This window comes from Trichocoleus sp. DQ-A3 (assembly GCF_039961975.1).
Lineage (GTDB): Bacteria > Cyanobacteriota > Cyanobacteriia > Cyanobacteriales > FACHB-T130 > FACHB-T130.
Genome location: NZ_JAMPKC010000010.1, coordinates 77,839 through 104,730, shown reverse-complemented (window position 1 = coordinate 104,730; position 26,892 = coordinate 77,839). Strand labels below are relative to the sequence as shown.

Here is a 26,892-nt window from a genome sequence, read left to right as displayed (position 1 = left end):
CAGGCTAAATTTTCTTGCCGGAGCGCTTTTTCCTGATGTTTCACTGTGCCGACGCTTGCTCTTAAATTATTTTGCTCGTAGGAAACACAGTGTTAGCTTTGTTCACTTTCTCTAGTAAATGTTACCAGACTTTTTGCTATAAAAGCATCGAAAAAACACGATTTCCCCTATTTTTAATGTGAAGTTTTAGTGAAGTTGCAATTAATATAAAATCCTTACTTGAAGTTTTTATTTTTTAACTCATTCAATCAGAAAATTATTCGGTTTATATCATGTTTTTTCTAGAAAAATATACTTCTAATGGCAGATTTTAACCTGCCAAATGCAATTTTAATGGTTGAACTCTATCTAATGGTAGATTTCTACTAACCGCTCGTTCAACTTGTTAAAGTCGTAATGCGCTTCTACGTAGGCGCGACCGGAGCGACCCATTTCAGGCCAAACTTCCGGATGTTCAAATAAATAGCCCAACTTTTCAGCCAGAGTATCGGCATCTCGTTCGGGAACCAAAAAACCTGAAATCCCATCTTCAATTAGTTCTGGAATGCCACCGTGTTGCGTCCCTATCACGGGTAAACCCATTGCCATTGCTTCTTTTAATACGTTTACGGGGGCATCTTGATCGCCGTTCTTCGCTGTCACGCAGGGGGCGATAAATATATGGGAGTTGTCGAGAATTTCAATGAGTTCCTGCTGCTGCTTGTGACCGAGCAATTTTACTTTGTCACTAACGTCCAGCTCATCAATGAGTTGCTGCAAACTTTCCTTTAATGGCCCATCCCCAACGATGTTGTACTCGATGTTGGGGTATGCCTTAGCCAACTTGGCAATGGCACGAATTCCATACTCAATCCCTTTTTTTTCGACAAGGCGACCCGTGGTGACAATCCCAATACGACCATCAGCGGGTAGATGACGTGTGGTAAACACAAACTTGCTACAATCAATGCCCGAACGAAGGACGATGATTTTCTTCTCATCGCAACCTAGCTTAATCAGGCGACGTTTGAAATAATCGCAGTTAGAAAGAAAAAGGTCTCCTGTGGCGAATAGGGGATTATAAACGTCTTCACCGAATTCCTGAATATGCTGGCTAATATCGAAACCGCGAAATGAGGTAATTAATTTTCCGTGGGGCGCACCAATCAGCCGAAATGACATCCCGATGAATCCTAAAGGGCCAAATTGACAATGGATGATGTCGTATTCTTTTTTGCCCAATAATGAGACTGCTGCATATAGCAACCTCAATGAAGCAGCTTCTTTGCCATACTTAAAAACATTAAGCGATCGCAGTAAGAGGGCTGGGTCTTTGTAGCTGTTCGCGAATAGCAACCCCAAGCCTTTTAGCCCGCGAATCGCAATATTAGATGGCATTTGGATATAGTAGGTGCGATTCAGGAGTTGGTACTTTTCTACTGCTGGATGCACCTTGGAAGTATCTCCGAGTTGGTCAGAATAGATATCAACTTCGTGACCCCGATCGATTAAACCAGCGATTTGGTTTAAGATAAAGGTTTCTGACAAAACCGGAAATCGACCAACAATCATCGCGACTTTCACAACAATTTTACCCCTACAACTTGACTTTTCTATTTACTAAATACCCTATCAGGTAATTAGCAGTTTCTCGTATATTTCAGCTAAATAGTCGTTTAGCTGCCCAATTTCATAGTGCTTTTCCACGTATGCACGACCAGCCGCACCCATTTCGGGCCAGACCTCTGGGTGGGCGATTAGGTAGCCTAATTTTTCTGTCAAAGCATCGACATCTCGTTCTGTAACTAGGAACCCTGAAACCCCATCTTCGACTAGCTCAGGGATACCACTATGGTAAGTGCTGGCAACTGGCAAACCCATTGCCATTGCTTCTTTTAAAACATTAGGAATTCCTTCTTGATTATTATCCTTACTGGTTACGCAGGGAGCTACAAAAATGTGGGAATCGTTGAGAATTTGCACGACTTCGTGCTGTTGTTTCCAACCCAAGAGATTTACTATATTTCCAACATCTAGCTCTTGAATCAGTTGCTGCAAATCTGGCTTTAAAGAGCCATCACCAATGATATTGTATTCAAGATCGAGGTTCATTTTTGTCAAGTTAGCAATAGCGCGAATACCATATTCAATCCCTTTTTTTTCAATTAGGCGACCTGTTGAAACAATCCGCACTTTACCATCGGGATGCGGATAGCGTGTCTTAAAGGAAAACCGATTACAATCGATTCCTGAGCGGAGTACAATAATTTTTTTTTCATTGCAGCCCAGACTAATCAATTTATTTTTAAAATGGTTACAAATGGGCAGGAAACAGTCTCCTTTTTCAAAAAGCTTTTTATAGATATCGTTACCATATTGACTGAGATACATAGTGAGGTCAGAACCTCGAAATGAGATAATTACTTTAGCTCTGGAGGCAGCAATTGTCCTAAAGTACATCCCTAAGAATCCTAAGGGTCCAAACTGGCAATGGATTATATCGTATGGCTTATTTGATAGAAATGGGAGTAACGAGAATGTTGTATACAGCATCCTCAATGAAGCAGCTTCTTTGCCATACTTAAAAACATTAAGCGATCGCAGAAATGCAACAGGATTTTTGGGGAAATTTGCTAACAGCAGCCAAATCGCCTTAATTACATAAATTAAAGGATTGGCTGGTCTTTGCTCCGGAACATAGTAGGTGCGATCAAGAAGTTGATATCTTTCCACATCTGGGTGGATTTTGGCAGTATCGCCCGGTTTCTGGGCGTAAATGTCAATCTCGTGTCCTCGCTCAATCAGTCCCACAATCTGATTTAAGATGAACGTCTCTGATACAGTAGGAAATTTACCAACAATAAAGGCGATTCTCATCGTAAATTTCACCTAATATCCGATACTCTGCTGTCATCATTCTGGACGGTTAAGCATCAAGAGCCTTTAGGTCGTTTGAACTGTTTTAGTACAGATAGGTAAAGGTCTTTGGTATTGAATACATAGAGCATCAAGATTAAATAGGTCAAAGCCATTACCGCCAAACTGACAATCACTGTAGCCCAAACGGTTAAAGTTGGCGCGATCGCTAACTTAACCCCAAACGCGATCGCTCCTGCGATTAGAGATGCCAGCAAAGGATGCTTCATCGTTTCTAATAAATTGAGCATGGTGATAGACGTGCCGCGCGTTGCATAGTACATACAAGGCAATGTCTGCAATAGCTTGGCAATTGAATAACTTAAAGCAACACCGCGTGCGCCGTAAGGTAATCCAAAGAAAAAAGAAATCACTAAGAAGCTGGAAGAAAATACTCCCCACTTGAACATCTGAGCTGTCCTTCCTGAAGAAATGTAGAGCCAGCCAGAGGTATTCGTAAGTGGTTGAACGAGTGCAGATATACCAAGAAGCTTGAAGATTGTACCAGCCTCTCCCCATTGGGAGCCAAGTATCAGCTCGACCAATTCTTCGGAGACAATCATCATAAATAGGACGATGGGCGTCGTCAAAAATCCGATCAGCGAAAGTCCTTTTAAATAGTGGTTGCGAAATTGCTGTGGCTCAGAATGCAATCGGCTCAGACCGGGAACGGCAACAGCGGTAATGGGGGAATTGATTTGTTGCAAAGGAAGCATCATTAGGCTGTATGCTTTCGCGTACACACCTAGAGCCTCAGCACCCCACACCCGCCCGATTAAAATGTTGTCCAGGTTTCGGGCGCAGTAGTTAAGGACGCTAAAACCAGTGAGGTTGCCACCAAAAGCCAGCATAGAACGGACGCCTGAGCGTTGAGCAGGTAAGCCAGGACGCCAACCACACATTACCCAAACCCCAACAGCCGTGACGATTGCTGTAGTCAGTGACATAAATACCAGCGACCAGTATCCAGCCCCATACACAGCTGAAATAATCGCGATCGCTACCCCCAGCACGATGGAGACGATCTCAATTGCAGCGAGAGCGGTGAAGCGCATCTGCCGCCGAAGCAAGGCTTGGTGCTGGACGCTCAACCCACCAAATATAAATGCACTAGCAGAAACGATCGCAATCCAGGTGAGGCGCGGCTCACCATAAAACCAAGCGATCGCAGGTGCCATCACCGCAGTCAATAGCATCAGCAAGAGGCTCATCCCCACATTCACCCAAAACAGGGTGCTGACTTGCTTGTGGTTGATTTCGGCTCTTTGGATCGTCGCCGTTGACAGACCCATGTCATTGAAGAGAAACACGATACCCGTCACGCTAGTCACCATCCCAATTAGACCGTAGTCTTGAGGTGAGAGTAGACGAGCTAGCACAACCGTCGATCCCATTTGAAGTACAAATTTGCACCCCTGACTCACCATCGTGACTGCACCGCCACGAACCGAGCGACCTTTTAAATCAGCCTTCAGATGGTCAGTCTGAAAGTGCTGAGTTTGGTCAGGCTCAGATAGAATCTTTTTCTCTAATCTTGACAAATTGATACCTCTTATAAAACTCTTTGAAGCGACTAATTTAAAAATTGCTAATTATTTCTGATATTTATAGAAGGATTAAAACCCTTCTTCTAAATTCCCTTGCTTTGGTCGGTTTTCAAACTAAATTTAGGGCGTCTCCTTACCGATATTTGCTAAATTTTTACTCCAGCGTTGATATCTAAAATCACGAAATTTAGTAGATATCTGCCGAAAATAGTTAGCGAATTTAGGGGAAAGCGATCGCATCACCAGCCATTTCAGCAGTAAGCGCTGAGCGCTGCTATTTAGGAGCATTTTTGGATACAAACGAACTGCCGTTTTTAGTTTGTAACCCGCTTGCTTAACTGCATCAGGATCTGCTTTACGAGTTAAATACAGATCGGCGAGGTGCTGATAAACATTTGCTAAACTCTGGTTCTTGAGAGATTGCAACTCTGATGGCGCTGTTTGAAAAGCCTTTTCAAGCGCCATCAGATTATATTTTTCCCTAACCTCTATCTTGGAAGAAATTGAGCCAGGTACTTGACGATAAAAAATTTGATGTTGAGGAACTAGAACGTAAGACCACTTAGCTGCTAACCTGAGCCAGTAATCCCAATCATGAGTAGATTTCAGTTCTGGGTCGAGTTCCCCAACGGACTCAATTGCTTGCTTACGAATCAGTGGAATTGACCCACAAACTAGAAAATTGCTGACTAATAATTGTGGATAAACATTTCCTTCAAAATATACGGGTTGCTGCACATATAAAAGTTTTCCTTTTTCATCTATAAAAGAAGTCCAGCTATAAGCTACTCCTGCTTCTGGGTGCTTTTGTAATTCTGCAAGTTGTAGTTCTAGCTTGTCTGGTGTCCATAAATCATCTGCATCAATAAAGGCAATAAATTCACCTTTAGCGTGAGCTAAACCGCGATTGCGAGCGACGGCGGCTCCGCCATTTTTATAGACAAATACTTTTACCCGTTCATCAACAATTCCTTTAAGCAGTTCTACGCTTTTGTCACTCGATCCGTCATCAACTAAAATTATTTCCAAGTCTGAAAATGTTTGCTGCTGAACAGATTTAACCGTTTCCAAGATTGTTTGTTCAGCATTGTAGACCGGAATTATCACTGATATTACTGGCATTTAGTTTAACCTTTGTGTAAGTCTAATAAAAAAAATGTTATCTTAATTCCCCTCAATCATCAGTAAACAGTTTAAAGTTCTGTTTTGACTCTATAACCGTTTTCAGGAATATTGGTCTCAGTGAATAAAAAGCTAGGAAACTTTTCTTTGATGCTAATTCCTAACATAACTAACCCAGGCCAATAAACATAGGCAAGAGCCTCTATATTTTCCCCAAAAGTAAACATAAATATCACCAAAATTATACTTAATCCTACTCGTGAAACTCGACTACTTTGCGACTTAATTACTAAATCTATGAAGCTCCAAGCCAAGGGAATGACAAGTGCCGTAAACCCTACGATTCCTTTCGTTACCAGAAGACCAAACCAAGTATTGTGAGAACCGATTGGCTTGAATGTTGCAACAGCAGGCCCTTTAAATTCACCAATTCCATGTCCCCAAATAGGAGCTTCTTTCCAACGTTCTACTGCTAGGCGAGCCAATATATCTCTCACTCTAGAAGAGCCGGCTCTAGCCTGGTAGAACATATCTGAGAAAGCTCTAAATGAATTGATTAGCCAGGAAGAAAACACTCCCATAATAAAACTGGCGATTCCGGCTATGAGCTGTATATAAGGTTTCGTAAAATTTGATAAAGCCCAAGTAGAAAATATGACAAAAGGAAGAGATACAATACCTAAACGCGAAACCGAACCCACAATCATTGCAACCGCGCCAATCATGCCAATGAATCGCCATTTTTTGTTCGATTCTTGCGCTGCTAGAAAGAAATAGATATTTCCTACCATTCCCAAGGCAGGTGCCCAGGGCGTAAACAATTCAAGACGAACTCCACCTCCTTCCGGATCGAGACCGTAGAGGTTAACACTGTAGTAAGCAAGACCGCTACGTTCTATGATCCGCAAAGGGGAAGTGTAGATATGAGAAGGTAGGTGTAATCTAGACGCTGTATAGCAAACGATCACAGCAATTAAACTTTGCAGACAAAGTATGCAAGCTGCTCTATAAATTATCTGAGGTCGAATTTTTAAACAGCCTGCAAGAGGAAATAACGCTAAGGGAGCATATCTTACAACCCAATTGATTGATGAGTTAAGAATTTTGCCTAATCCTAGATTGAAGTTCATGTGAGCAGCAATTAAAGCCACCTCCATGACTAAGATACAAATAATCCACACCCAGATTGTTGTGGGAATGGTTATTTTCTCCTCAGTGGGCGTATTCTCTGTTTGGTTCCACAGTTTCTTTCCTACACGCCACAAGAAAAACCAAGCTAGTATAGGCACTAAGGTCATTTGTAGCCCAAGAATGTGAATTACATAAATCCAGGTAATGTAATACCAAATCAACTTTTCTTCAAGATTTTGAGGTTTCATTGATATCTGGTTCATGCATCTTGGGTCTAATCAAAACAATATTGTTGCTGCGGTTTATCTCCTGAAATCTGAATCGATTTCCAGTGATTACGGACTGGTATCCAAGTAGGTATGTTTAACTAGCGTAGAAGACCGAGAAATTTTGCGATCGCGCAGCCACAGTAACAGCAGTCCATTGGTACAAAACAAGGAACCTAAGGCTGCACCTAGCAGAACTAATTTCTTATTGGGAGCACTCGCAGAAGTCGGAATTGTAGGCTCTGTAAAGATTTGAAGTTGAGGATAAGAGGAAGATATATTTGACTTGCTCAAATCCAATCTCGCTAAAGTAGAAGAAAAAACTGCTTCGGCAATTTGCACATCCCGCATCAGGTCGGCTAATGAAACCTCTTGCTGTGCTAGTGACTTGAGGCGACTCTCAAGTAGAGCAAGCTGTTGGTTGAGCGATCGCGCTTCTGCTTGGAGTCCTTGTGCCTCTGTCTGCACTGTCACTAACTCTAGGAAAAGAGCATCCCGCGAGGTTCCCGATCCACCACTTTTGCTCAGGTTAAGTTCTTCTAGACTTGCTATCGTAACGGGTCGCTTTAAAAGAGAGCGCCCCTGCCTCAGTAAAGCCGTTTGAGCGGCATTTAGCTTTGCCTGCTGCTGAATTAGAGCAGGATGATCGGGTAAAAACTTTGATTGCAAAGCAACGAAGAGGCTGTTCGCTTCACTATAGTCTTGTAAGTATTGTTGAAATAGGGAGTCGGCTTGAAGAACAAAAGCATCTGCTGCTTGTTTAGCCGATAAATCTAAGCTACTAGATAGTCCTTGCAAACGAGCATTCGCATCTTGCTGTTTAGCTAATACTTCAGCCCGCTGTCGGCGTAGCTGTTCAATATTTTGTGAAAGGTTCGTAAGTTGATCCGTAGAAGTTAAACCCGAACGCGCTTTGTACTCAGATAGGCGTGTTTGCGCTGCTTTTAATTTTTTTTGGGACTCCCCAAGGGTGGATTGTAGCGTTTTATCCTGCTGAGCGGCTTCCTTAATTCTCAGTTCGTTGATTTTTACTTGCAAGGCTTCGTAGAGCGCTAAAGATTTTTTATAAGCTTCTTCGGGAGTCGTTCCTTGAAACTCAAAAGTCATCAGCGTGGTGTTGTCTAATACTTTAGCTCTGGGTTTACCAAAATCTTGCAAGGGCATATTGAGCTTATTAGCAGCAGTCTCCAAGACCGGCTTACTGAGAGCTAGAAATTTATAGTTCTCTCTGGGATCTTGATTCGTACTCATGTAGGGAGAGTCGCTTTTAGAGGAAGCTTGCCCAATCCCTGGCAGGTTGATATTGCTGGCTGAACCGGCTGAGGGTAAACTAAGCGCTAACTCAGTGCTGTAATTGGGTTTGGTAACTTTTATATAATATAAAGCTCCTCCCCAAATAGCTGCATTAGTTAATAGTCCTAAGACTAAGTAACGCATCCAATTTCCTTGAGACCTTGTCGATTTTGGGGAAGATTTAGAAATACTTGCAGAGTCAGTAATAGCCAAATCTTCATGGGGAGAGGTAATCGGGCGTTTCATAGTCAAAGAATTAGGCTTACACTAGGGTTATTGCGATTGTTTGTCTCTTTGAATAGCTAGGCTCAAGGACTGAATGGCAATCTTGATTCAATAGTTTTGTATAACCTTTGCTTATTAGAGTATACACAGCCTTTACTTCGCTACTTTTTAGGAGTGGTTTATCATTGCTCTCGTGAAGAGATTGAGATAAAACGCTTTGATATTTTCAGTTTCAAACAACAGCTAGGATGCAATTTCAAGAGCTATTTAGAAACTACTAAAAAGCCTTTTGATTGACTGCAATTTCAACATAGAATGTTTTTCTATCCACCCTATAATTTGTTTTTCGCTAGTCATTCGCTTTTCGCATTAGAAACACCCGGAAAAAGCTTAGTTACTCGTATTTAAGAACAGCCTAGATTTCAATGAAATGATTCGGTTCAAGGAATCATTAAACATAATTTTAGTGTCATCTCATCGTAAGGGGCTTTACATAGCGAAACATCAGTCCAGAGGATGATTATGGACTGCATGATTTTTTTTAACCAAAGTGCAAATCTAGCGAACTAAAAACGTGTTGAAAGAGGCACAGGCAGGTTGTTTGAGCAATTGCTCGTGAGATAGCGATCGCTCTGTTACGGTGACAAGTAAAGTGATTAAGCGATCGCTATCTCAGCAATGAAAACTTCATCAAAAATTGCACAAAAATCGTGCAACTTTACCTAAACTTTACAGAAGTTGGATTGATTTTGTGATTCGATGAGCCTCTATATCTTAATCACGATCGCTCACTTCGTTACTGTAAATTTATACCGCAAAGGGCGACGAAATTAACAAATTTTTGTTCCCATGCCGCTCTTATTGAATTATCGATTCGCCAGGATAAACAAAAGCGATCGCTCTCTTGGGGCGATCGCTTTCCCAGCAAATACTACACTACAAACGTTAACTATTCGGACGTTGGATAATCGTTTCTGCAACGCGCCGCTTGGCCTTGGGGTCAATGCCAATGAAGCGCACGTACTCCCCATTATGCTCGCTCAAGCTAGCTTCCAAAGCAGCGATCGCTTCCGACGCATTTGTTGTCTGAATGGGATCGCCGCTTTGCCAAGATTGGCTGCGGAACCGACGTGCATTTGCGTGTTCTATACCAATGCGATAGCCTTGGGCAAGTAGATCCCGGATCTGTTGCTGCACCTCTGGACTAATTCGGGCACTATTTACCTGAGTGTTGCTGCTGTGACCGTTACCTCGATCGGACTCATGGGGGTGCGATGGCTCGTTCGCCAGTTCATTGCGGACAACGGTCTTCCGATTTTCCGGGGGTAGGGATGACATCTGAGGCACATCCCTAACTTCAGGAGTCACGGAGCGTCGGCTTGTATTGTACTCCTCTACCAAGCGTGAATTCTGAACTCGCTGCTGTTCTTGAACCATCAGGTTGCCAAACTCGATTAAGCGAGAAAGAGTGAAATCAGGCTTTTTGAACACTGGTGGCCCTTCAGCACTGTTTACTACCCTAGTAGAAACCCGGTTAATCCCAATGTCGTGGATGAAAGAGCGGATTTGTTCATCGTAAATGCGCGATCGCACTGCACCAAAGAAATCAATCGCTTGATCGGGAAAACGATCGACTAACTGTTCAATCTGACTGCGAGATAATCCATCTGGCTCAAAAATGCCTCCGACGATGCCAATCTTGTCATCTCTATCGGGTTCCCAGTGGAATTTTTCCATCCGACCATCCCGAATCAACGGCGCATACAGGGTGGCGAAGTCATTGCCTGTGACAATAATCGGCACTCTGGGTAGCGGCGTGGAATCATAACTGCCAGGAAGTTGCACATCTGTAGGTTTATCAGCAATATTCATCAGCGTGCCATTCACCAGCTGAGTATTCACCGTATATTGGGTGCCTTGATCGAAGCGCCCTGCCCCAGCATCCAAATCATTGATCATTAGCACGCACATCTTGCCGCGCACCTTGATCAAGTCTGCTGCTTCCCGATAGCGCAGGCGGATCAAACGCCCGGGATCTCCTGCATCTGGACTTTCCAGTTCCCCTGCCGACATATGGACAGCTTCAATGCCCATCCGCTCAAATACTAATTCACACTGAAAAGATTTTCCCTCTCCCTTCCGTCCATGAACTCCGAGAATCAGAGGAACTCGTACTCCAGGGAGGTCAAGAAAATTTTTGGTGATATGAACCGCCAGCTTGTCTAAAAAGCGGGGAGAAATGTAGTAGGTCATAGTCTGTTAAAGTGAATGCTCCGATTGCTAGGCATCAAACAAACAAATTGGAGAGGTAGATTGCTCTGCCTCTCCAATTTTGCACGAACGAGTTAAAAGTGAGTCGGTTAGGCAGCGCCCACCTGACTAATTAAGGTTTAGTAACCTCTTTGGTTTGGTTTCCCAACGATGAAGCTGAGAACTTGGCACTGCTTGATGTTATCAAAGCCCATGACTCGGACATAGGCGTTGGGGTTCTCAGAACGGCAAGCTTTGATTTCAGTGAGAACTTCTTGGGTTGTCGTAGCATTGAACAGAGGCAGTTTCCACAATGTCCAGTAGTGCTGTTCCGGTGCAGAACTATCGCTGAATTCAACCCCTGCAATATAGCCTTGGTCGAGGATGTATTGGATTTGCTTGTTGATTTGCGCGTCGGTAAGCGCTGGCAAATAGGAAAGAGTCTCGAAACGAATCTCTTTAGGCAGAGTTCTCATAGTTGTGTGGTCTTCCTTGTAGGTATGTCTGCTAAGTGGACGCTTGATGCGGTCTAACGTCCAAAGTTGAAGAGTTCTGTCAGATGACGGTCGAGGTTATCCAGACTCGCCTGGTGATTCAGTTTGTTGTTCCGGCTGGAAGCTGGGGTCAGGTAAAGTAAGTAGCGTAATTCGCTCCAGATGTTGACGCCGATATTCGATATTAGATTTCTCAATACCAGTGCGAGTCATCTCAGGTAAAAAGTCTGCTACTTCCTCTGCAAGATGCTGGCGCACAGTCATAATCCGAAGCGCTAACTCTGGATTTTCTTTGAGTAATTCCTTGACGTAAGCTTCTCCATCTTGGATGACGCCCGTTTTAGAAAAGTTACTCAGCCAAATTGCCAAAGGAGGATTTGTTTCGCTCAACTGAGCCACGATATTTTTCACTGCCTGATAAGTCAGGTAGCTAATCAGTGTCTTAGCCGTGTCTTTGGCAATTTGCTTGAGATCCATATTTGACCCCAGACCTAAAGAGTTCTGAATTTTGAGTGTTGAGTTTGTTTAAGTTTAACTCAGCACTCAACAATCATGACTCTGTCATTAGATTACAGAGTATCCATTGCCTCGAACTCGAACTTGATTTCCTTCCAAAGTTCGCAAGCAACCGCCAACTCAGGACTCCACTTACAAGCTTCGCGGATCACGTCGCCGCCTTCGCGCATCAGGTTGCGACCTTCGTTACGAGCTTGGACACAAGCTTCCAAAGCAACACGGTTGGCGGTTGCACCAGGTGCGTTACCCCAGGGGTGCCCAAGGGTTCCACCACCGAACTGCAAGCAGGAGTCATCACCAAAGATTTCCACCAGAGCAGGCATGTGCCAAATGTGGATACCACCAGAAGCCACGGGCATCACACCAGGCATAGAAGCCCAGTCTTGGGTGAAGAAAATACCGCGAGAGCGATCTTCTTCAATGTGGTCTTCACGCATTAGGTCAACAAAGCCCATCGTGATGCCTTTTTCGCCTTCCAGTTTACCAACGACGGTACCGGAGTGCAGGTGGTCTCCACCAGACATCCGCAGACACTTGGCGAGAACGCGGAAGTGAATACCGTGGTTCTTTTGACGGTCAATCACAGCGTGCATAGCGCGGTGAATGTGCAGCAGGATACCGTTGCGGCGGCACCACTTAGCGAGGGTGGTGTTAGCGGTGAAGCCACCCGTCAGGTAGTCGTGCATGATGATCGGTGTGCCGATTTCCTTAGCGAATTCAGCCCGTTCCATCATTTCTTCGCAGGTGGGAGCCGTCACGTTTAGGTAGTGACCTTTGATTTCACCTGTTTCAGCTTGAGCTTTTTCGATGGCTTCTTGAACGAACAGGAAGCGATCGCGCCAGCGCATGAAAGGCTGGGAGTTAATGTTTTCGTCGTCTTTGGTGAAGTCCAAACCACCGCGCAGGACTTCATAGACTGCACGACCGTAGTTCTTAGCTGATAAACCGAGCTTCGGCTTAATCGTACAACCCAGCAAAGGACGACCGTACTTGTTCAGTTTGTCGCGCTCAACGGTAATCCCGTGAGGAGGGCCTTGGAAGGTTTTGAGGTACGCAACAGGAATTCTTAAGTCTTCCAAGCGCAGCGCACGTAAGGCTTTGAAACCAAACACGTTACCCACCAGAGAGGTCAACAAGTTGGTAACAGAACCTTCTTCAAACAAATCCAGGGGATAAGCAATATAGCAAAAATATTGGTTGTCTTCGCCTGGTACTGGCTCGATGTTGTAGCAACGACCCTTGTAACGATCCAGGTCTGTCAGCAGGTCTGTCCATACTGTTGTCCAGGTACCTGTGGAAGATTCAGCAGCAACAGCAGCTCCAGCTTCTTCTGGAGGAACACCAGGCTGAGGCGTAACCCGGAAAGCCGCTAAGACATCAGTATCTTTGGGGGTATAGTCTGGGGTGTAATAGGTGAGTTTGTAATCTTGAACCCCGGCCTTATACCCAGTCTTTGTCTGAGTTTTTGTTTGAGAGTAAGACATGTCTTCCTTCCTGAGGGAATCCTGAATGTTGTTACGGGTTTAAGCGATCCCATAACTTTTTTCTTTATTAATTTTTAACTATACCAGCAAGGTAATAAGTTGATATTCTAATCTTCTTTTTGTAAACATAAGCTTTACTTATTGCCTATAAATCTATAGGTTTTGTTACAAATAAAGACTTGACTTTTGGAAACAATTAGTGAACGAATAAAAATCACTGAAAATAGCGATCGCGCACCGAATATTATAGGGTCGTTGTTTTTTGTTGGGAATGCTAAAAAAAGTTTCTCTCCTAGCCGCATCCTTGATGCTGGCAGCGTGTAGTGCGATCGCTGTATCCAACCATCTGCCGCTGAGTACATTAACCGATGTGACCGCCTCTCGCCGCGATCCCGCTTCGATCGGGACTCAAGCAGCCCCATCCATGACAGCGCTACCAGAACCTCAGTGCCAAGGAGAAATTCCCAAATCGCTCGAAGCAAGCTTGGGCGAGTATCGCTTGGCGCAAGAATCGGACTTTGTCGCTTCCATTCGTGCCTACGAGCGAGAAAATCCCGGACAGCGAAAGACTTGTAGCATTTTCACTGCTGACTTCAACGAAGACAAGCAGAAAGATTACGCTCTATTGTTAGTCAACCCTAAAAATAATAATTTTCGATTTTTGATCGCCATTAGCCAGAGCAGCGGACAGTTCGATTCAGCCGTGGTTAAGGATTTCAGCCATCTTCCAGACTCCTCAGAAGGCACTATTTACACAGCGATTAGCTTCAAACCATCCGGAGAACTAGGACCAGCCGCCCGCGAATATTCTCCTTTGAAATCTGGAACATCGGAACAGCAAATTTTTAAAGCAAAACCAGCAATTGAACTCTGGAAAGCACTACCAACTGATTCAGCCGGTGTCCCTCAATATTTAGAAATTGGCACCCTTGCATACTGTTCAAATGCTTTCTACTTTGTCAATGGCAAACTAAAAACATTTGGCGTTTGTGATTAATTTGTTGAGTACATATACTCAAGTTATGCAATCTGCGATCGCGACTTCGTTGTAATTTTTCAATCTGTCGCTAACACAGGCTTAAATGTAGTAGGAACTTATATTTCAGCTAAATGAAGAGAGGCACGTTAGCAAAGCCTCTTCTAAGGAGATTAGCGATGGCATTCTTGAGTGAGCGTATCGGTTTGTTTATTAGTGCTACGCTGCTTTCTTTAAGCCTACCAGTATGGGGAATCATCCAATCAGATTCACAGACCCGTGGTAGTGGCGTACTAGCTCAACAATCTACGGAGGTAGACTGGGGAGATGACCTACTCACCTATCCACCCTCATCGCCGCCGCCTGGAGGTCGTCCCTTGCCCCCCGAACGCCGACGGCAAGAAGCCACCCCCCTACCCGCAGATTTTCGCGTCACTGCGTTGCAACCGGGTTATACCGGCAGTCTCTGGGTCGGTTCCTGGCAGAGTTTAGCGCGGATAAATCCGAGGACAGGCAATGTTTTGGCTCGAATTGCTCTACCGAACTACACCATCGGCGCGTTAGCGCAAGACCGAGTGGGACGGGTTTGGGTGGGAACTTACGAAGGACTGTTGCGTGTAGATCCCCGTAGCAATGAAGTGACGGCGCAAAATTTCACCTTACCGTCTAACCGGGTGTTGTCGCTATTGACTGACCAGCGGGGTTATCTGTGGGTAGGAAGCGATCGCGGTCTTGCCATGATCAGTCCCGACCAGGGATTGTTAATGACAACGGTGCAAAAGCTTCCCGGAGTGTCAGCGAATGCCCTCACCCTCGACCGCGAAGGTCAGTTATGGGTTGGAACCTTAGAAGGATTAGTGCGAATTAATACCGCCAATGCCTTTGTGATGAAGCGGCTGAGGGATATTCCCGGCACCACAGTGCAAGCTCTCACCCTAGATCCACAGGGACGGATTTGGGCAGGAACGCCCAGCAGTTTGCTAGTCATTGACCCAAAAACCGGGGATGTGCTGCGGTCGGTGACGCCACTCAGGGGGCGCAACGTTACCGCTGTGCGCTTTGCCCAAGATCGGAGCGTTTGGGTGGGGACAGATAATGGTTTATTGAGATTGAATCCGGATACGGGTGCGGTTCTGGATCGAGTTGGCGACCTCCCCTCCAGTCGGATACTCTCTTTATCAACGGATGTCGCCGATAAGTTGTGGGTGGGAACCAGTGAAGGACTCGCTTGGATTAGCTTGACAACGGGGCGCGTGACCCCGCACTTAGCTTTCGTTCGGGGAGAAGAGTAAACAATTTGTCAGGGTCTAGTTTGACGGAATAAGTCAGCCGGAAGTTGAAGTCTGTTACAGGTTGTTTGAGTCATTAACAGATTGACGCTTCCATGCTGAAAAAATTTGCCAAAACTGTTGTGAGTGCAGCGATCGCTGCCACGGCTTTCTCTGCGATCGCTCAAGCTGCTAGTCCAGCAGACATCCGGATCAATACCATCCGATTAGAAAATACCCTCGATGCCAGTGCTAACGTACGACTGGGTTACTTTGAAGTCCCCGATCGAAACACAACTGTTTCTGCTTTCGGGGGTGAGATGCGCCGCTACGATGTCCACATGGCGCGGATGATTGCCTTGAGTCATCGATTCTACTGTCAGCAACCCTATTCTGCTGGAATTGAAAAGGTAGTCGTTTGGGATTACAGAGCTAACAATGGCAGAATCAATATGGGTACGTTCAATATGCCTTGTACTCTGGTAGAACAGGTAGTGAACACCTATGGTCTTGGTGGAACAGTGCCGATGGAAGTCGAACTGACTGACGGTTCTGTAGGAGTTTTTAACATACAGACCCTAGATATTGAAGACGGCTGGGAAACTGACGATTTTCTAAGATTTGTGCAAACGATGAAACCGGAGCGCTGAAATAGTTGTTAATTTTTACAAGTAGGGTGGGCGCTAGCCTATCCCTACCAATGATTAACAACCTTCTCAAAATCGCATCTAAAAAATGGCAGTCACCACCCAGCAATTAATCCAGTGGAAACAACAGGGGCGTCCCATTGTCGTGTTGACAGCTTGGGATTATGCGATCGCGCAACTTTTAGACGCCGCTGGAGTGGATGTGATTCTGGTGGGGGATTCCCTAGGGATGGTGGCACTCGGTTATCAGACAACCCTGCCGGTGACGCTAGATGAAATCCTACACCATGCATCCTCCGTGCGTCGCGGTGTCAAACAGGCGTTAGTCGTGTGCGATTTACCATTCTTGAGTTATCAAGAAAGTCCTCAGCAAGCGATTCACTCAGCTGGGAGAGTATTAAAAGAAACTGGCGCTCAGGCGGTGAAAATGGAGGGAGGATATCCGGCAATGGTGGAAACGATTGCCAGAGTCGTGCAAGCAGGCATTCCGGTGATGGGTCATGTGGGTCTGACTCCTCAATCGGTACATCAGTTAGGCTACCGACAGCAGGGGAAAACACCAGAAACGGCAGAGAAAATTTTACAAGAAGCGATCGCGCTGGAACAAGCAGGTGCTTTTGCGATGCTTTTGGAGCATATCCCATCCGATTTGGGATTGCAGATTACCCAAAAATTATCGATTCCGACGATAGGAATTGGGGCTGGGGTGCATTGCGATGGACAGGTACTCGTTACCGCCGATTTGCTAGGACTCTCCGAACGCCAGCCGCCCTTTGCCAAATCTTACGCCAATTTGCGAGAAACAATTACCCAAGCAGTGCAGAATTACGGTAGCGAAGTGCGATCGCGACAGTTTCCTGATTCCCCACAACCCTAAACAGCATTCCTAAAATTCTTATTTCAACGCCAAGGTACGCAAAGAGAATCCTTCTTCTGCGTACCTTGGCGTTCTTAACTTTTGGGTTCTTTGCATTTAAAAACAAGCTTGTGTGGCTAGGATACCGGATCGAAAGGTTCGCAAAAATTTTTCACACCCTGCTGAGCCACATACATCAAAACGGGCGTTACTAAAGGGCTTGGGCAAAGTTTTGTGGCTGCCAAATGCCCCATCATCCGGGCAAATTTTCCATTAACCAGCTCATCGCGAAATTCTTGTTGGCAGATAACAGCGCGGCATTTTTTAGTTAAAATCGGCAACCATTCTGCGTTTGCTATCTCTGGTTGCTGTCCGACTCGAATTGCCAGCACCATCGCCGCATCTTCTAAATCTCCTTCACAATCCTCGATTACATCCAAAGCTGCCAGAGCGTCTGGATAATCTGCCAATTCGGAACGAAAATTTTCAATTTCTGCCGATGTAACGATAGTCATGGGATTGTTATTCAAGGTAGCCAATCTGGAATTCAGATAGGCAATTACAACTATTGTGCCAAAGCATTGCCATTGTGGTGCGACAAAAAAAGGGCGGGCAGTGCCCACCCCCACTTGTTTGTAGAAACACCGACTTATCCCATCTTCTGGTCATCGGTGAAGCTTTTATCGCTTACACACCCACCAGTTCCAAGGCTTCGGAACCAGCAAGCTGTCGGGCGATCGCAAGACGTGTTTCCAGCTTGGCAACGCTAAACTGGTTGCGGAGATACTCCAGGTGAGCCACCGCATTGGCTTTTTCAGCACTTAAGCGCATCATCGTATTCAGCGCCTGCTGATACTCCAAATTCACCATCAGTAATTCAAAGCGACGCGCCTTGCGTTGATTGTCATTTTTCAAATCTTGCTCAAATGCCACCGTTTTGTCAGCATTGCCTTCCATGCGGTTAATCACCAGATGAGCGGCGGCAAGCTGAGCATCCACTTCATTCACAGTATGAGCAGCTTGAGCGATCGCAGCGGGATATTGACTCAGTTTCATTTGCATCTTCTTCTTGAAGAATACTTGTTGTAGAAAAATCTGTACTAGTCCACCGAAAGCGGACTTCCGTAGCGTCGGTAGGCGAACGGCACTGCCTTGTCCTAGTGTCGTCCGGACATGAGAAGCTGTAAAAAATTTGTACTAGCCTTCATGAAAGGCGGCTGCGTTCTTGTAGCCCCACCCTCGCCGGATTTCAACTTTAAACCGGAGGGCGGGTTTACAACAACGATTGCTGAAATGCCAAATTAGTTGGTATTCCGCCTCTACGCGACTAATTCCTTGAGCTGCTTCGGCGTCACTTGCACATCCAGATGAACGCGCTCTGGTTGCAGATTTGGTGCTTTTTCCAAAACTTGGACTTCGATATGGACAGCTACCAGGTAAGAACCGGCATCCGCTCCCACCGCTTCGGCAATCAAACTCGCCAAGTCTGGGCGTTCAGCAGTGATAGGGTTTCTGAGAGTGCAACGATCCCAGTCATGCTGAGCAGTCGGATTCAGGCTGAGAATGTAGTGCTTGGTCATGGCTTGAATACTTGACTCCATGTGGGGTTCAGGCGGTTTCTCGACTGGATTTGCCTACCCTTCTATTATAGTACATCAGTACTAAATTGGCGAGTGAGATTCGTGTTCATCCATCTGAGATTTTGCAGGCAGAGAACGGTTAAACCAAATCTCCTGTTGGGGTAGCGGGATTGGAACACCCGCCTCATCAAAGGCAATTTTCAGGCGGCGGCGGAACTCCCGCGCCACATCCCATTGTTTCAAGGGCTGGGTTTTAATCCATACCCGAATCGTGACGCCCCGTTCCCCAAAATTATCGACTCCTAGTACTTGGGGTTTTTCCAAAATTTGCTCTTGCCATGTCACGTCACGGCTCATTTCTTGGGCAATGGTGTCAATCAGCTTCAGCGCCTGATCGACATCGGCATGGTAGGCAACAGGGATATTTAAGTCTGCCCGCGACCAGTTGCTGGAAAGATTAGCGACAATTTTGATTTCACTGTTGGGAATCGTAATCAATCGACCCTCAGCATCGCGTACCTGAGTAATCCGCAGATTGATGTTTTCTACCAAACCGCCTACGTCGCCTACAGCAATCACATCGCCAACCGCATACTGGTCTTCCACAATGATTAAAAACCCATTAATCGCGTCCTTAATCAGGTTTTGGGAGGCAAGAGACACCGCAACGCCAACCAAGCCAGCACCGGCAAGTAAGGGGGCAATCTCCACGCCTAATGTCGTCAGGGCGACCAAGCTACCCACTCCTAACAAGACTAGGGTGGTAATACTTTTGGTGACACCGGAAATTGTCGAAACTCGCAGTTGCAAACGGCGGGAGGCTTCGGGCGTGAGTAAATAGCTGTTGGCTAAAGCGCCAGCGAAGCGGTCGATCAAGACGTAGCTCAAACGTATGACAACATAAGTCCCTAGTCCGACAATCCCCAGTCGCAAAGGGATTTGGAGAACGTTGAGCATCAAAACCTGTAGGATGCGGGTGTAGGGAAATAAACCAAGCCCGATGAGGGTTCCCCCGCCCCAAATACTGGCTTGCGCCATTTGATACAAGCGGCGCTGAACTTCTTGTAAATTCCCTTGTTGTTGTTGAGCCAGCTGGGTTGTGACCGGATGACCTGTAGGTGTAGTGGTGGTGCCGGTTAACCGTTGTCGCGATCGCTTGAAAGTACTGTGAATCGCGCAGCTACTCACAATCATTGCTACCAAAAACCCGCCCGCGATCGCACCTCGACGAGTTAAAAACTGGGGTTGTCGCTCCCGTTTCGCCCGTTTCAGTCCTTCTTGTAAGGATTCTTTGAGCTTTTCTGCCCGTGTATCTAAGTCTCCCCCTTGTAAGTCGGCATCGGGTCGTGTCACTGTCAGCAGGGGTTGGTCATTGACATAGATAGCTGGCAAATTATTTTGCTTTTTGCTTTCAATTTGGAGTTTTGAGGCATCCTCCTGCAAGTATTGGCTGCTAATTGTTTCCAATCTCTGCTGAATATCTTGGATACGTGTGGGTAATTCCGACTGGGGTACGGCTACTTGAAACAGACAGCGACCATCCAAGCGGATGCAACCAGACATGATTCTGCTTTGTGCATCGCTACTGGGTAGGCTAAGTGCGGGCAGTTCCAAATTCTGCGGAAGTGGAATTTGAGCTTGGATGGGAGATGCTACCCAACCAGTCAACAGAATTGTTCCAGCGATCGCCCAAGAAGATTGAGAAGGCATTTCAAACCTCCGAAATGCATTGAACACAGGTATCGGGGTAAATTTAAGTACATTTGCTTACTTAAATAATCCCCACCCAGCCTAACAACCCCTTTGTCAGGTAACTTCACACCAAAGCGAGAAGTTAAGCAACAACTTGGCAGAGTAAGGGTTCTAGCTCGATTTTGAATTTCTCCCAGCCTCAAACCTTTGTGTGGCTGGTGGGGTGGGGCTAAAAAATCAGGCTACCTTTTTAGCGGTCTAGTCGAGTAACCTAGTAAAAACCCGCAACTTAAATATTTGTTGAGCAAGCAATTTCATGACTGCAACTGTTACTCAGCCCAAGCACGAAGTCAAAGACCTCTCCCTCGCGCCTCTCGGTAAACAACGCATCGAATGGGCGGGTAGAGAGATGCCCGTGTTGAGACAAATACGCGATCGCTTTGCCCAAGAAAAACCCCTCGCCGGTATCCGGTTAGTCGCCTGCTGCCACGTCACAACTGAAACCGCGCACTTGGCGATCGCTCTCAAAGCCGCTGGTGCTGATGCCCTCCTCATTGCCAGCAACCCCCTCTCCACTCAAGATGACGTGGCTGCTAGCCTGGTTGCCGATCATGGCATCCCCGTATTTGCCATCAAAGGCGAAGACGCTGATACCTACAGTCGCCACGTGCGAATCGCCTTGGATCACAAACCCAACATCATCATTGACGATGGTAGTGATGTGGTCGCTACTCTGATTCAGGAACGTCAACACCAGATTGCAGATTTGATTGGCACCACCGAAGAAACCACAACGGGCATTGTCCGTCTTCGTGCCATGTTCAAAGATGGTGTTCTCACTTTCCCCGCCATCAATGTTAACGACGCTGACACCAAGCACTTCTTCGATAACCGCTACGGTACCGGGCAATCTACTCTGGATGGGATTATTCGCGCCACCAACGTTCTGCTCGCTGGTAAAACGATTGTTGTCGCCGGTTATGGCTGGTGCGGCAAAGGCACGGCACTCCGGGCGCGGGGAATGGGTGCCAATGTGATTGTCACCGAAATTGACCCCACTAAAGCAATTGAAGCGGTGATGGATGGCTTCCGAGTGCTGCCAATGGCAGAAGCCGCCCCCGTAGGCGATTTGTTTATTACTGTCACTGGCAACAAGCACGTCATTCGCGCCGAGCATTTCGATGTGATGAAAGACGGGGCAATGGTTTGCAACTCCGGTCACTTTGATATTGAAATTGACCTCAAGTCGTTGGGTGCCAAAGCGACTGAAGTCAAGGAAGCGCGGAACTTCACCCAAGAATACCGCCTCCAGAATGGTAAATCGGTTATTGTGCTGGGCGAAGGGCGTTTAATTAACTTGGCGGCTGCGGAAGGACATCCCAGCGCAGTGATGGATATGAGCTTTGCAAACCAAGCTTTAGCTTGCGAACACCTCGTCAAGAACAAAGGCAACCTGGAACCTGGATTGCACTCCATTCCAGTCGAGGTTGACAAAGAAATTGCACGGCTGAAGTTGCAAGCAATGGGTGTTCAAATTGATAGCTTGACACCCGACCAAATTGAGTACATCAATTCTTGGACTTCTGGAACCTAAATCGGTAAGGGTGGGCATTGCCCACCCTTCGTCATCATGTAGTAACAACTCAGGATTGCCACTTATCCGGATTGTTTGTTTGTATTACCGAAAATTTTGCAAGAACAGCCTCAGTTGTAGAAACTGACCCAGAAAACGTTAGGGTTACTCAACAGCTTTTCAACCTCACGAGATTTTTAATGCAGTCAAGCTGCGCTTGCTAAAAACTGAACCCTGTCTTTAGTAAAAAAGGGCAATTGAAAGAATGATTGCCACTTCAAATTGCCAATAAAACTTTCACTGCAAAAATTGGATATTGCAAATTTACGATGAAGATTTAGATAAATCAATTTTCAGATTCTCGAAAACCTGATAAAGTTAAGCAAACTTAGCTTGTTCACTAAACTTAACAGTTTAATTGTGACGTTAAGACAATGCGATTGCCAGAAGTATTGAAATTTTCAATTAAAATAACTGTCCCCTAATACCCAACACTAACTTATGCAGGAATGGATCACGAACACCATGAATTCCCTCGGTCACTTGGGAATTGGTCTACTGATGTTTTTGGAAAATCTTTTTCCCCCCATCCCTTCCGAACTGATTATGCCCTTGGCAGGGTATGTCTCAACGCAACCAAATAGCAAGATCCACTTTTTTGGAGCGATTGCAGCGGGAGTAATCGGCACGATGCTGGGTGCATTGCCGTGGTACTACGTGGGTAAACTCGTAGGCGAAGAAAACTTAAAGCGATTAGCGAATAAGTATGGCAGGTGGATAGGGTTATCCAGCAAGGATATTGACAAGGCAGATAATTGGTTTGATAAGCACGGCGGTAAAGCAGTGTTTTTCTGCCGTTTGGTTCCTGGAGTTCGCACTTTAATTTCGCTTCCAGCAGGCATCAGCGGGATGCCTTTATTGCCTTTTTTAATCTACTCAACCCTTGGCACTACATTATGGGTGGGTTTGCTGACTTATGCCGGATACGCACTAGGCGAAAACTATGAGCTTGTAGATGAGCATCTTGGGCCTGTTTCTAAAATTGTGTTTGTGATTCTTATTGTCGCTTTTGTTGTCTGGTTAGTTAGGAAAAGGCAAAAAAACAAAGGCAACAAGCAAGCGTGAAGAGGAAAAGCTTGGTTATATACAAAGAATCATTGATTCCCAGAATGGCTAAGTCATTTTATAGGTGTAGCCATCCTCAATGATTTGTGAATCTCTGTAGAGACGCGATATATCGCGTCTCTACAAGCAAATATCCGTTTATAACTTAAATAGCATTTTTATAAAAAAATATTCAAGAACTAGGGTACTTTCCGAAAAAATTTAATTGGTTTGGGCCAAATTTACTCAATAGCTACCCTTAACCCTACTTGGTCAAGGGATTTTGTTGCACGCGGAATTTTTTTTATAAAAATGTTAAAAACTCCCTAATACCAATTCACTTTTTCGATGCTACATATCTGAATTTCCTAAAGCAATCAACAAAGGGGTGCCAGACCGAACTCTTGCAGAAATAGAGTGAAAGGGTATAAGCAAGAAAGGAGTTATATTGGAGCGTTTTTCACAAAATTTTCGCACTTTTCGCAGTTTTGCTCCAAAATTACCGTATTAGCGCTGTGCAATCGCGAACGTTTTTAGCTTATAACTAGAGCTGGCGTTTTTAAAACTTTATATTAAAACTTTAGAAACAGGGAAGCGATCGCAATTGAGTGGAGCGATCGCTGACAACAATTATTGAAAAAACTTCAATCAGTCTCAAGCTGTGTTAAAACCGGAGAGATCGGTAAACAGAGCGCATACGCTACGCGACCCCTGCGGAGTTTTCCCTTGAGCGAAGCCTAGCGCGTTGCGGTAGAAAATACCCTACGCGAAAACAAGGAGAAAAGAGAATGATGTCGGGACAACATCAGCGAATTATTGGCTACTTTATTGAAGAGGCAATTGACCACCTCAATACACTTGAGCAAGGTCTCCTGGATCTACAAGGCACTATCGAAGACCCAGAAAAGATTAATCAGGTTTTTCGAGCTGCTCATTGTATCAAAGGTGGTGCAGCAATGCTGGGATTCCTCAGCATTCAGAAAACGGCTTACCGCCTAGAAAGATGTTTCCAGGTCTTCAATGCTTGTCCCGTTAGGATCGATCAAAAGCTAGAGTCACTCTTACAACGGGTTTTGGATACCCTAAAAGCTCTGATGCAGGAGCTTTCTTGGTCTTGTGGGTTGAATGATGAGCTGACTCACAAGATGATGTCGAAAGTTGAGCCAGTTTTTGAAGAACTTAATAATCACCTCAATCACTTGTTTATTGAAGGAACAAGAGAATATATCCGGACAATTGAGCAAGGTTTGCTGTCCGGAACAAGCACGATTAAAGACGCAGAAGAAATCAACCAGCTTTTTTGTGCTGCTCATTCGATTAAAAGCGGAGCAGCGATGTTGGGACTCACAAGTATTCAAGAAACTGCTCACCATTTAGAAAAGGGATTCCAGGTTATAAAAGAGTATCCAATTCAGGTTGATCAAAAGCTAGATTCATTCTTGTTGCGGCTTTTGAAGACGCTACAGGCACTTTGGCAGCAGTTACAAAGAGCGCTTGGTCTAACTGAAGAAATAACAGGCAAAATTATGTCGGAGGTTGAGCCAGTTTTTCAAGAACTCGATAATCACTTGAGATTGCTGGTTATTCAAGCAGGATTTGTTCGCACCAATCTGACTCTCGTAGCCACGGCGGGAACGCAACGGATTGATATATGTGGTTATTTTACGGTTGAAGCTAAATGTACTCTTAAAGTCATTCGTCAAGCTGTCAGTAAAGTCGGAGGCAGAATCACGGGTTGCCAATGCATACCGGGTGCTATCAACGACCACTTTTTCGGCGAACCGGAGGGAATCAACGACCAACTCTCGATTGGCGTGTGGCTACCAACCTTTTCCTGCCAGCAAGAGCTTCGAGACACGATTCCCTCTGCCGGTGGAGTCATTGAAACCGTTCATATAGAAGCGCTCCAGACCTGTCGAAGATGCCGTTTTTACTACGGACAATGCGAAATTGTCTGCGCGGTTCATCCTTCTGGCCCCCAGGAAGAACCTTGTCGGGATTGGGAACAAGGGGATGATTGGATAGGGGAATTATGGGCTTAGGTCGCTGTTATCTTAATACTTAGGCATCAAGAAGCAAATGAGCGATCGCTTTTCTCTGATTTCATCCCAGAACAGATAGCGATCGCATCATCATCAATTCTAAAACGCCTCTGGATCAATCACCGGCAACTAGCTACTTAAATCAATACTCATTTTGCGTTAATCCCTGCGACTTCCGAGAGCCGAAGACCCCCTATATTTTGGCAGTAAAAAGTTGCGTGATTTTCAGGACTACGACCAATTAGCTCGATAATTTGTCCTGCTGAGTTTTGCCAAAACCATTGGCATAGAGAATCACCCTTAAGAGGCTCTCTAGACAATGGATGAAACCCTTTTTTCTCCCAAACTAAACCAGCACTCTGCACATCGTCTACGCGAATCGCAATATGGTGGACGCCAGTGTTTCCCCGCTCATGTAGGAATCGGTCAAGTTGATCGTCTGGTGCGTGGGGCGCAGCTAGAACCACCAACCCCCCCGATGGCATCAATATTGTCAACAAATGCAACCATAAATCATTGGTAATTACATAAGTTTCAGGACAAAATTCGATGGGAAAGAGTCCTGGCCCTTCAACAATCTGACCACCCAATTGACACAAAGCTTCAGCGTAATTTTTGAGACGTGTAAAATCAGGAAAAGTCAGGACAAAGTGATCCACTTGCACTCGTTCACCATACACATTGGTGACAAATGACCAGCGTTTGAAAAACTCAGGAGTGGTCAATTCTGCCTTGAACTCCAATAAGCCATCTTTTTGGGAAAAAGGTGAGTCTAGGTCGGAATTCAAAGTTTTATCGTTTCCTTTAGGTAGCTCTAATTTCGTCATTTATCTACCCTCATTTTTCTTTAAATCCAATCGGTAGATGCTGGTTGTAAATCCAGCCTTTGTTAGAAGCTTCCTCACTCCACACTTTTAAAAACACTTACTCCAGCAGATCTGGTTGTTGACGCACAATCATGTCGTAGAGTGGTTGAAAACTAAACCACCCCATGTGGTGCGACCCCACTTGGCGAGACGTCAGACGAGCCATATCGGAGTCAATCAGGACAGGTTTACCCGCTGCCTCTGCCATCAGCTGTGCCTGACAGGAGCGATCCATTGTGATAAACCACCAGGCAGCTTCATCGACTGAGTGCCCCACTGTGAGAAGCCCGTGGTTGCGGAGGATGAGGGCTTTTTTGTTGCCTAAAGCTTCCGCAATCCGCTTGCCCTCCTCTAGTTTGAGAACGACGCCCGTGTAGTCATCAAACAGCCCGTGGTCTTCGTAGAAGCTACAGGCATCTTGCGTAAGAGGATCAAGGAGGCGACCCAGACTTGACCAGCTTTTGCCGTAGGTTGAATGGGAATGTGCGGCTGCTACAACGTCGGGACGGGCGGCGTGGATGCGGGAGTGGATGGCAAAGGCTGCTTGATTGACAGGCTTATTCCCCTCAACGACCTCACCTTGCTCATTGACTAGAAGCAGGTCGCTGGCTCGGATGAGGCTGAAGTGCATCCCGAAGGGATTGACCCAAAAGCGATCGCGGTGTTCGGGATCGCGGGCGGTGATGTGTCCGGCGATGCCTTCACTAAAGCCGAAGCGAGCAAACAGGCGAAATGCAGCGGCTAGGCGTTGTTTGCGATGGAGGCGTTCATCTTCGATGGAAGCAAAGGTCGGCGGCTGGGGAATATTGATAGGAATGTTTAATGTCTGCATAGATTTAGCCTGTATAAATTGGTTGTTGCAAAGATGTTTGATTCGTGAGTGTATTGTATTTTGCCAGGAATTCCCTAGAAAATCGTTAGCGATCGCTACCGATGGGCGGCGATTGAGCGCAGGAGTTTTTCAGGCAGATACAAGGCTTTCTCTAAAGCTGTTGCCCGAATTTTGAGTTCTATAATTTATTTTTTCTTGGTGAGGAAGCCATTGCAATCTGAGCAATCGCCAAA

At 45.6% G+C, this 26,892-nt stretch carries 23 protein-coding genes; 7 read left to right on the top strand and 16 right to left on the bottom strand.

The genetic code is table 11. From position 1 onward, the window contains the following. Nucleotides 1-348: 348 nt before the first annotated feature. The 10 genes from NDI44_RS16475 to NDI44_RS16430 all read right to left on the bottom strand — a co-directional run bounded on the left by NDI44_RS16475 (nt 349) and on the right by NDI44_RS16430 (nt 13,223). Nucleotides 349-1,563 carry a glycosyltransferase gene (locus NDI44_RS16475; protein ID WP_190411170.1) on the bottom strand — a complete coding sequence of 405 codons (1,215 nt, stop codon included), beginning with the start codon at nt 1,561-1,563 and terminating at the stop codon, nt 349-351. Nucleotides 1,564-1,611: 48 nt separating this feature from the next. Beyond that, nucleotides 1,612-2,856: a glycosyltransferase gene (locus NDI44_RS16470; protein ID WP_190411169.1), complete on the bottom strand. Its 1,245-nt coding sequence runs from the start codon at nt 2,854-2,856 to the stop codon at nt 1,612-1,614. Between the two features lie 56 nt (nt 2,857-2,912). Then, nucleotides 2,913-4,436: an MOP flippase family protein gene (locus tag NDI44_RS16465; RefSeq protein WP_199304755.1), complete on the bottom strand. Its 1,524-nt coding sequence runs from the start codon at nt 4,434-4,436 to the stop codon at nt 2,913-2,915. Between the two features lie 126 nt (nt 4,437-4,562). Beyond that, complete coding sequence (locus tag NDI44_RS16460) at nt 4,563-5,564, bottom strand: glycosyltransferase family A protein (RefSeq protein WP_190411168.1); 1,002 nt, start codon at nt 5,562-5,564, stop codon at nt 4,563-4,565. 71 nt (nt 5,565-5,635) lie between these two features. Next, nucleotides 5,636-6,943, bottom strand: a complete 1,308-nt coding sequence (locus NDI44_RS16455) for an O-antigen ligase family protein (RefSeq protein WP_190411167.1) — start codon at nt 6,941-6,943, stop codon at nt 5,636-5,638. A gap of 87 nt (nt 6,944-7,030) precedes the next feature. Further along, nucleotides 7,031-8,398, bottom strand: a complete 1,368-nt coding sequence (locus NDI44_RS16450; protein ID WP_348235300.1) for a hypothetical protein — start codon at nt 8,396-8,398, stop codon at nt 7,031-7,033. Between the two features lie 1,026 nt (nt 8,399-9,424). Beyond that, a complete protein-coding gene (locus NDI44_RS16445) occupies nt 9,425-10,732 on the bottom strand; it encodes a ribulose bisphosphate carboxylase small subunit (protein WP_190411166.1) in 1,308 nt (435 codons plus the stop codon). 137 nt (nt 10,733-10,869) lie between these two features. Then, nucleotides 10,870-11,205: a ribulose bisphosphate carboxylase small subunit gene (locus NDI44_RS16440; protein ID WP_190411165.1), complete on the bottom strand. Its 336-nt coding sequence runs from the start codon at nt 11,203-11,205 to the stop codon at nt 10,870-10,872. A gap of 96 nt (nt 11,206-11,301) precedes the next feature. Beyond that, nucleotides 11,302-11,700: a chaperonin family protein RbcX gene (locus tag NDI44_RS16435; protein WP_190411164.1), complete on the bottom strand. Its 399-nt coding sequence runs from the start codon at nt 11,698-11,700 to the stop codon at nt 11,302-11,304. A 92-nt stretch (nt 11,701-11,792) separates the two neighbouring features. Then, nucleotides 11,793-13,223, bottom strand: a complete 1,431-nt coding sequence (locus tag NDI44_RS16430) for a form I ribulose bisphosphate carboxylase large subunit (RefSeq protein ID WP_190411163.1) — start codon at nt 13,221-13,223, stop codon at nt 11,793-11,795. A gap of 271 nt (nt 13,224-13,494) precedes the next feature. Here NDI44_RS16430 and NDI44_RS16425 point away from each other — a divergent pair, with 271 nt between their 5' ends. The 4 genes from NDI44_RS16425 to panB all read left to right on the top strand — a co-directional run bounded on the left by NDI44_RS16425 (nt 13,495) and on the right by panB (nt 16,991). Further along, nucleotides 13,495-14,220 carry a hypothetical protein gene (locus NDI44_RS16425; RefSeq protein WP_190411162.1) on the top strand — a complete coding sequence of 242 codons (726 nt, stop codon included), beginning with the start codon at nt 13,495-13,497 and terminating at the stop codon, nt 14,218-14,220. A 158-nt stretch (nt 14,221-14,378) separates the two neighbouring features. After that, nucleotides 14,379-15,491: a two-component regulator propeller domain-containing protein gene (locus tag NDI44_RS16420; protein WP_190411161.1), complete on the top strand. Its 1,113-nt coding sequence runs from the start codon at nt 14,379-14,381 to the stop codon at nt 15,489-15,491. A 92-nt stretch (nt 15,492-15,583) separates the two neighbouring features. Further along, a complete protein-coding gene (locus tag NDI44_RS16415; protein ID WP_190411160.1) occupies nt 15,584-16,117 on the top strand; it encodes a hypothetical protein in 534 nt (177 codons plus the stop codon). 85 nt (nt 16,118-16,202) lie between these two features. Then, the gene (gene panB / locus NDI44_RS16410; RefSeq protein WP_190411159.1) at nt 16,203-16,991 is read left to right on the top strand and encodes a 3-methyl-2-oxobutanoate hydroxymethyltransferase; all 789 of its coding nucleotides are present in this window, start codon (nt 16,203-16,205) and stop codon (nt 16,989-16,991) included. Between the two features lie 116 nt (nt 16,992-17,107). Here the strand turns inward: panB and NDI44_RS16405 are convergent, their stop codons facing one another. The 4 genes from NDI44_RS16405 to NDI44_RS16390 all read right to left on the bottom strand — a co-directional run bounded on the left by NDI44_RS16405 (nt 17,108) and on the right by NDI44_RS16390 (nt 20,260). Further along, nucleotides 17,108-17,485 carry a hypothetical protein gene (locus NDI44_RS16405; RefSeq protein ID WP_190411158.1) on the bottom strand — a complete coding sequence of 126 codons (378 nt, stop codon included), beginning with the start codon at nt 17,483-17,485 and terminating at the stop codon, nt 17,108-17,110. Nucleotides 17,486-17,657: 172 nt separating this feature from the next. Beyond that, nucleotides 17,658-18,026, bottom strand: coding sequence for a hypothetical protein (locus NDI44_RS16400; protein WP_190411157.1), 369 nt, complete (start codon nt 18,024-18,026; stop codon nt 17,658-17,660). 263 nt (nt 18,027-18,289) lie between these two features. Then, nucleotides 18,290-18,550 (bottom strand): hypothetical protein, encoded by a 261-nt coding sequence (locus tag NDI44_RS16395; protein WP_190411235.1) that lies wholly within the window; start codon nt 18,548-18,550, stop codon nt 18,290-18,292. Between the two features lie 81 nt (nt 18,551-18,631). Then, nucleotides 18,632-20,260: a mechanosensitive ion channel family protein gene (locus tag NDI44_RS16390; protein ID WP_190411156.1), complete on the bottom strand. Its 1,629-nt coding sequence runs from the start codon at nt 20,258-20,260 to the stop codon at nt 18,632-18,634. Between the two features lie 298 nt (nt 20,261-20,558). Here NDI44_RS16390 and ahcY point away from each other — a divergent pair, with 298 nt between their 5' ends. The 3 genes from ahcY to NDI44_RS16375 all read left to right on the top strand — a co-directional run bounded on the left by ahcY (nt 20,559) and on the right by NDI44_RS16375 (nt 24,961). Next, entirely contained in the window at nt 20,559-21,836 is a 1,278-nt protein-coding gene (gene ahcY, locus NDI44_RS16385) for an adenosylhomocysteinase (protein WP_190411155.1), read from the top strand. Nucleotides 21,837-22,316: 480 nt separating this feature from the next. Next, nucleotides 22,317-22,940, top strand: coding sequence for a DedA family protein (locus tag NDI44_RS16380; protein ID WP_190411154.1), 624 nt, complete (start codon nt 22,317-22,319; stop codon nt 22,938-22,940). 767 nt (nt 22,941-23,707) lie between these two features. Next, complete coding sequence (locus tag NDI44_RS16375) at nt 23,708-24,961, top strand: Hpt domain-containing protein (RefSeq protein WP_190411153.1); 1,254 nt, start codon at nt 23,708-23,710, stop codon at nt 24,959-24,961. A gap of 149 nt (nt 24,962-25,110) precedes the next feature. On the opposite strand, the gene NDI44_RS16370 is transcribed toward NDI44_RS16375, so the two are convergent. Together NDI44_RS16370 and NDI44_RS16365 are read right to left on the bottom strand one after the other, a co-directional pair. Beyond that, nucleotides 25,111-25,788, bottom strand: coding sequence for a VOC family protein (locus NDI44_RS16370; RefSeq protein WP_190411152.1), 678 nt, complete (start codon nt 25,786-25,788; stop codon nt 25,111-25,113). 97 nt (nt 25,789-25,885) lie between these two features. Continuing rightward, entirely contained in the window at nt 25,886-26,659 is a 774-nt protein-coding gene (locus NDI44_RS16365; RefSeq protein ID WP_190411151.1) for a class II aldolase/adducin family protein, read from the bottom strand. Nucleotides 26,660-26,892: the final 233 nt, after the last annotated feature.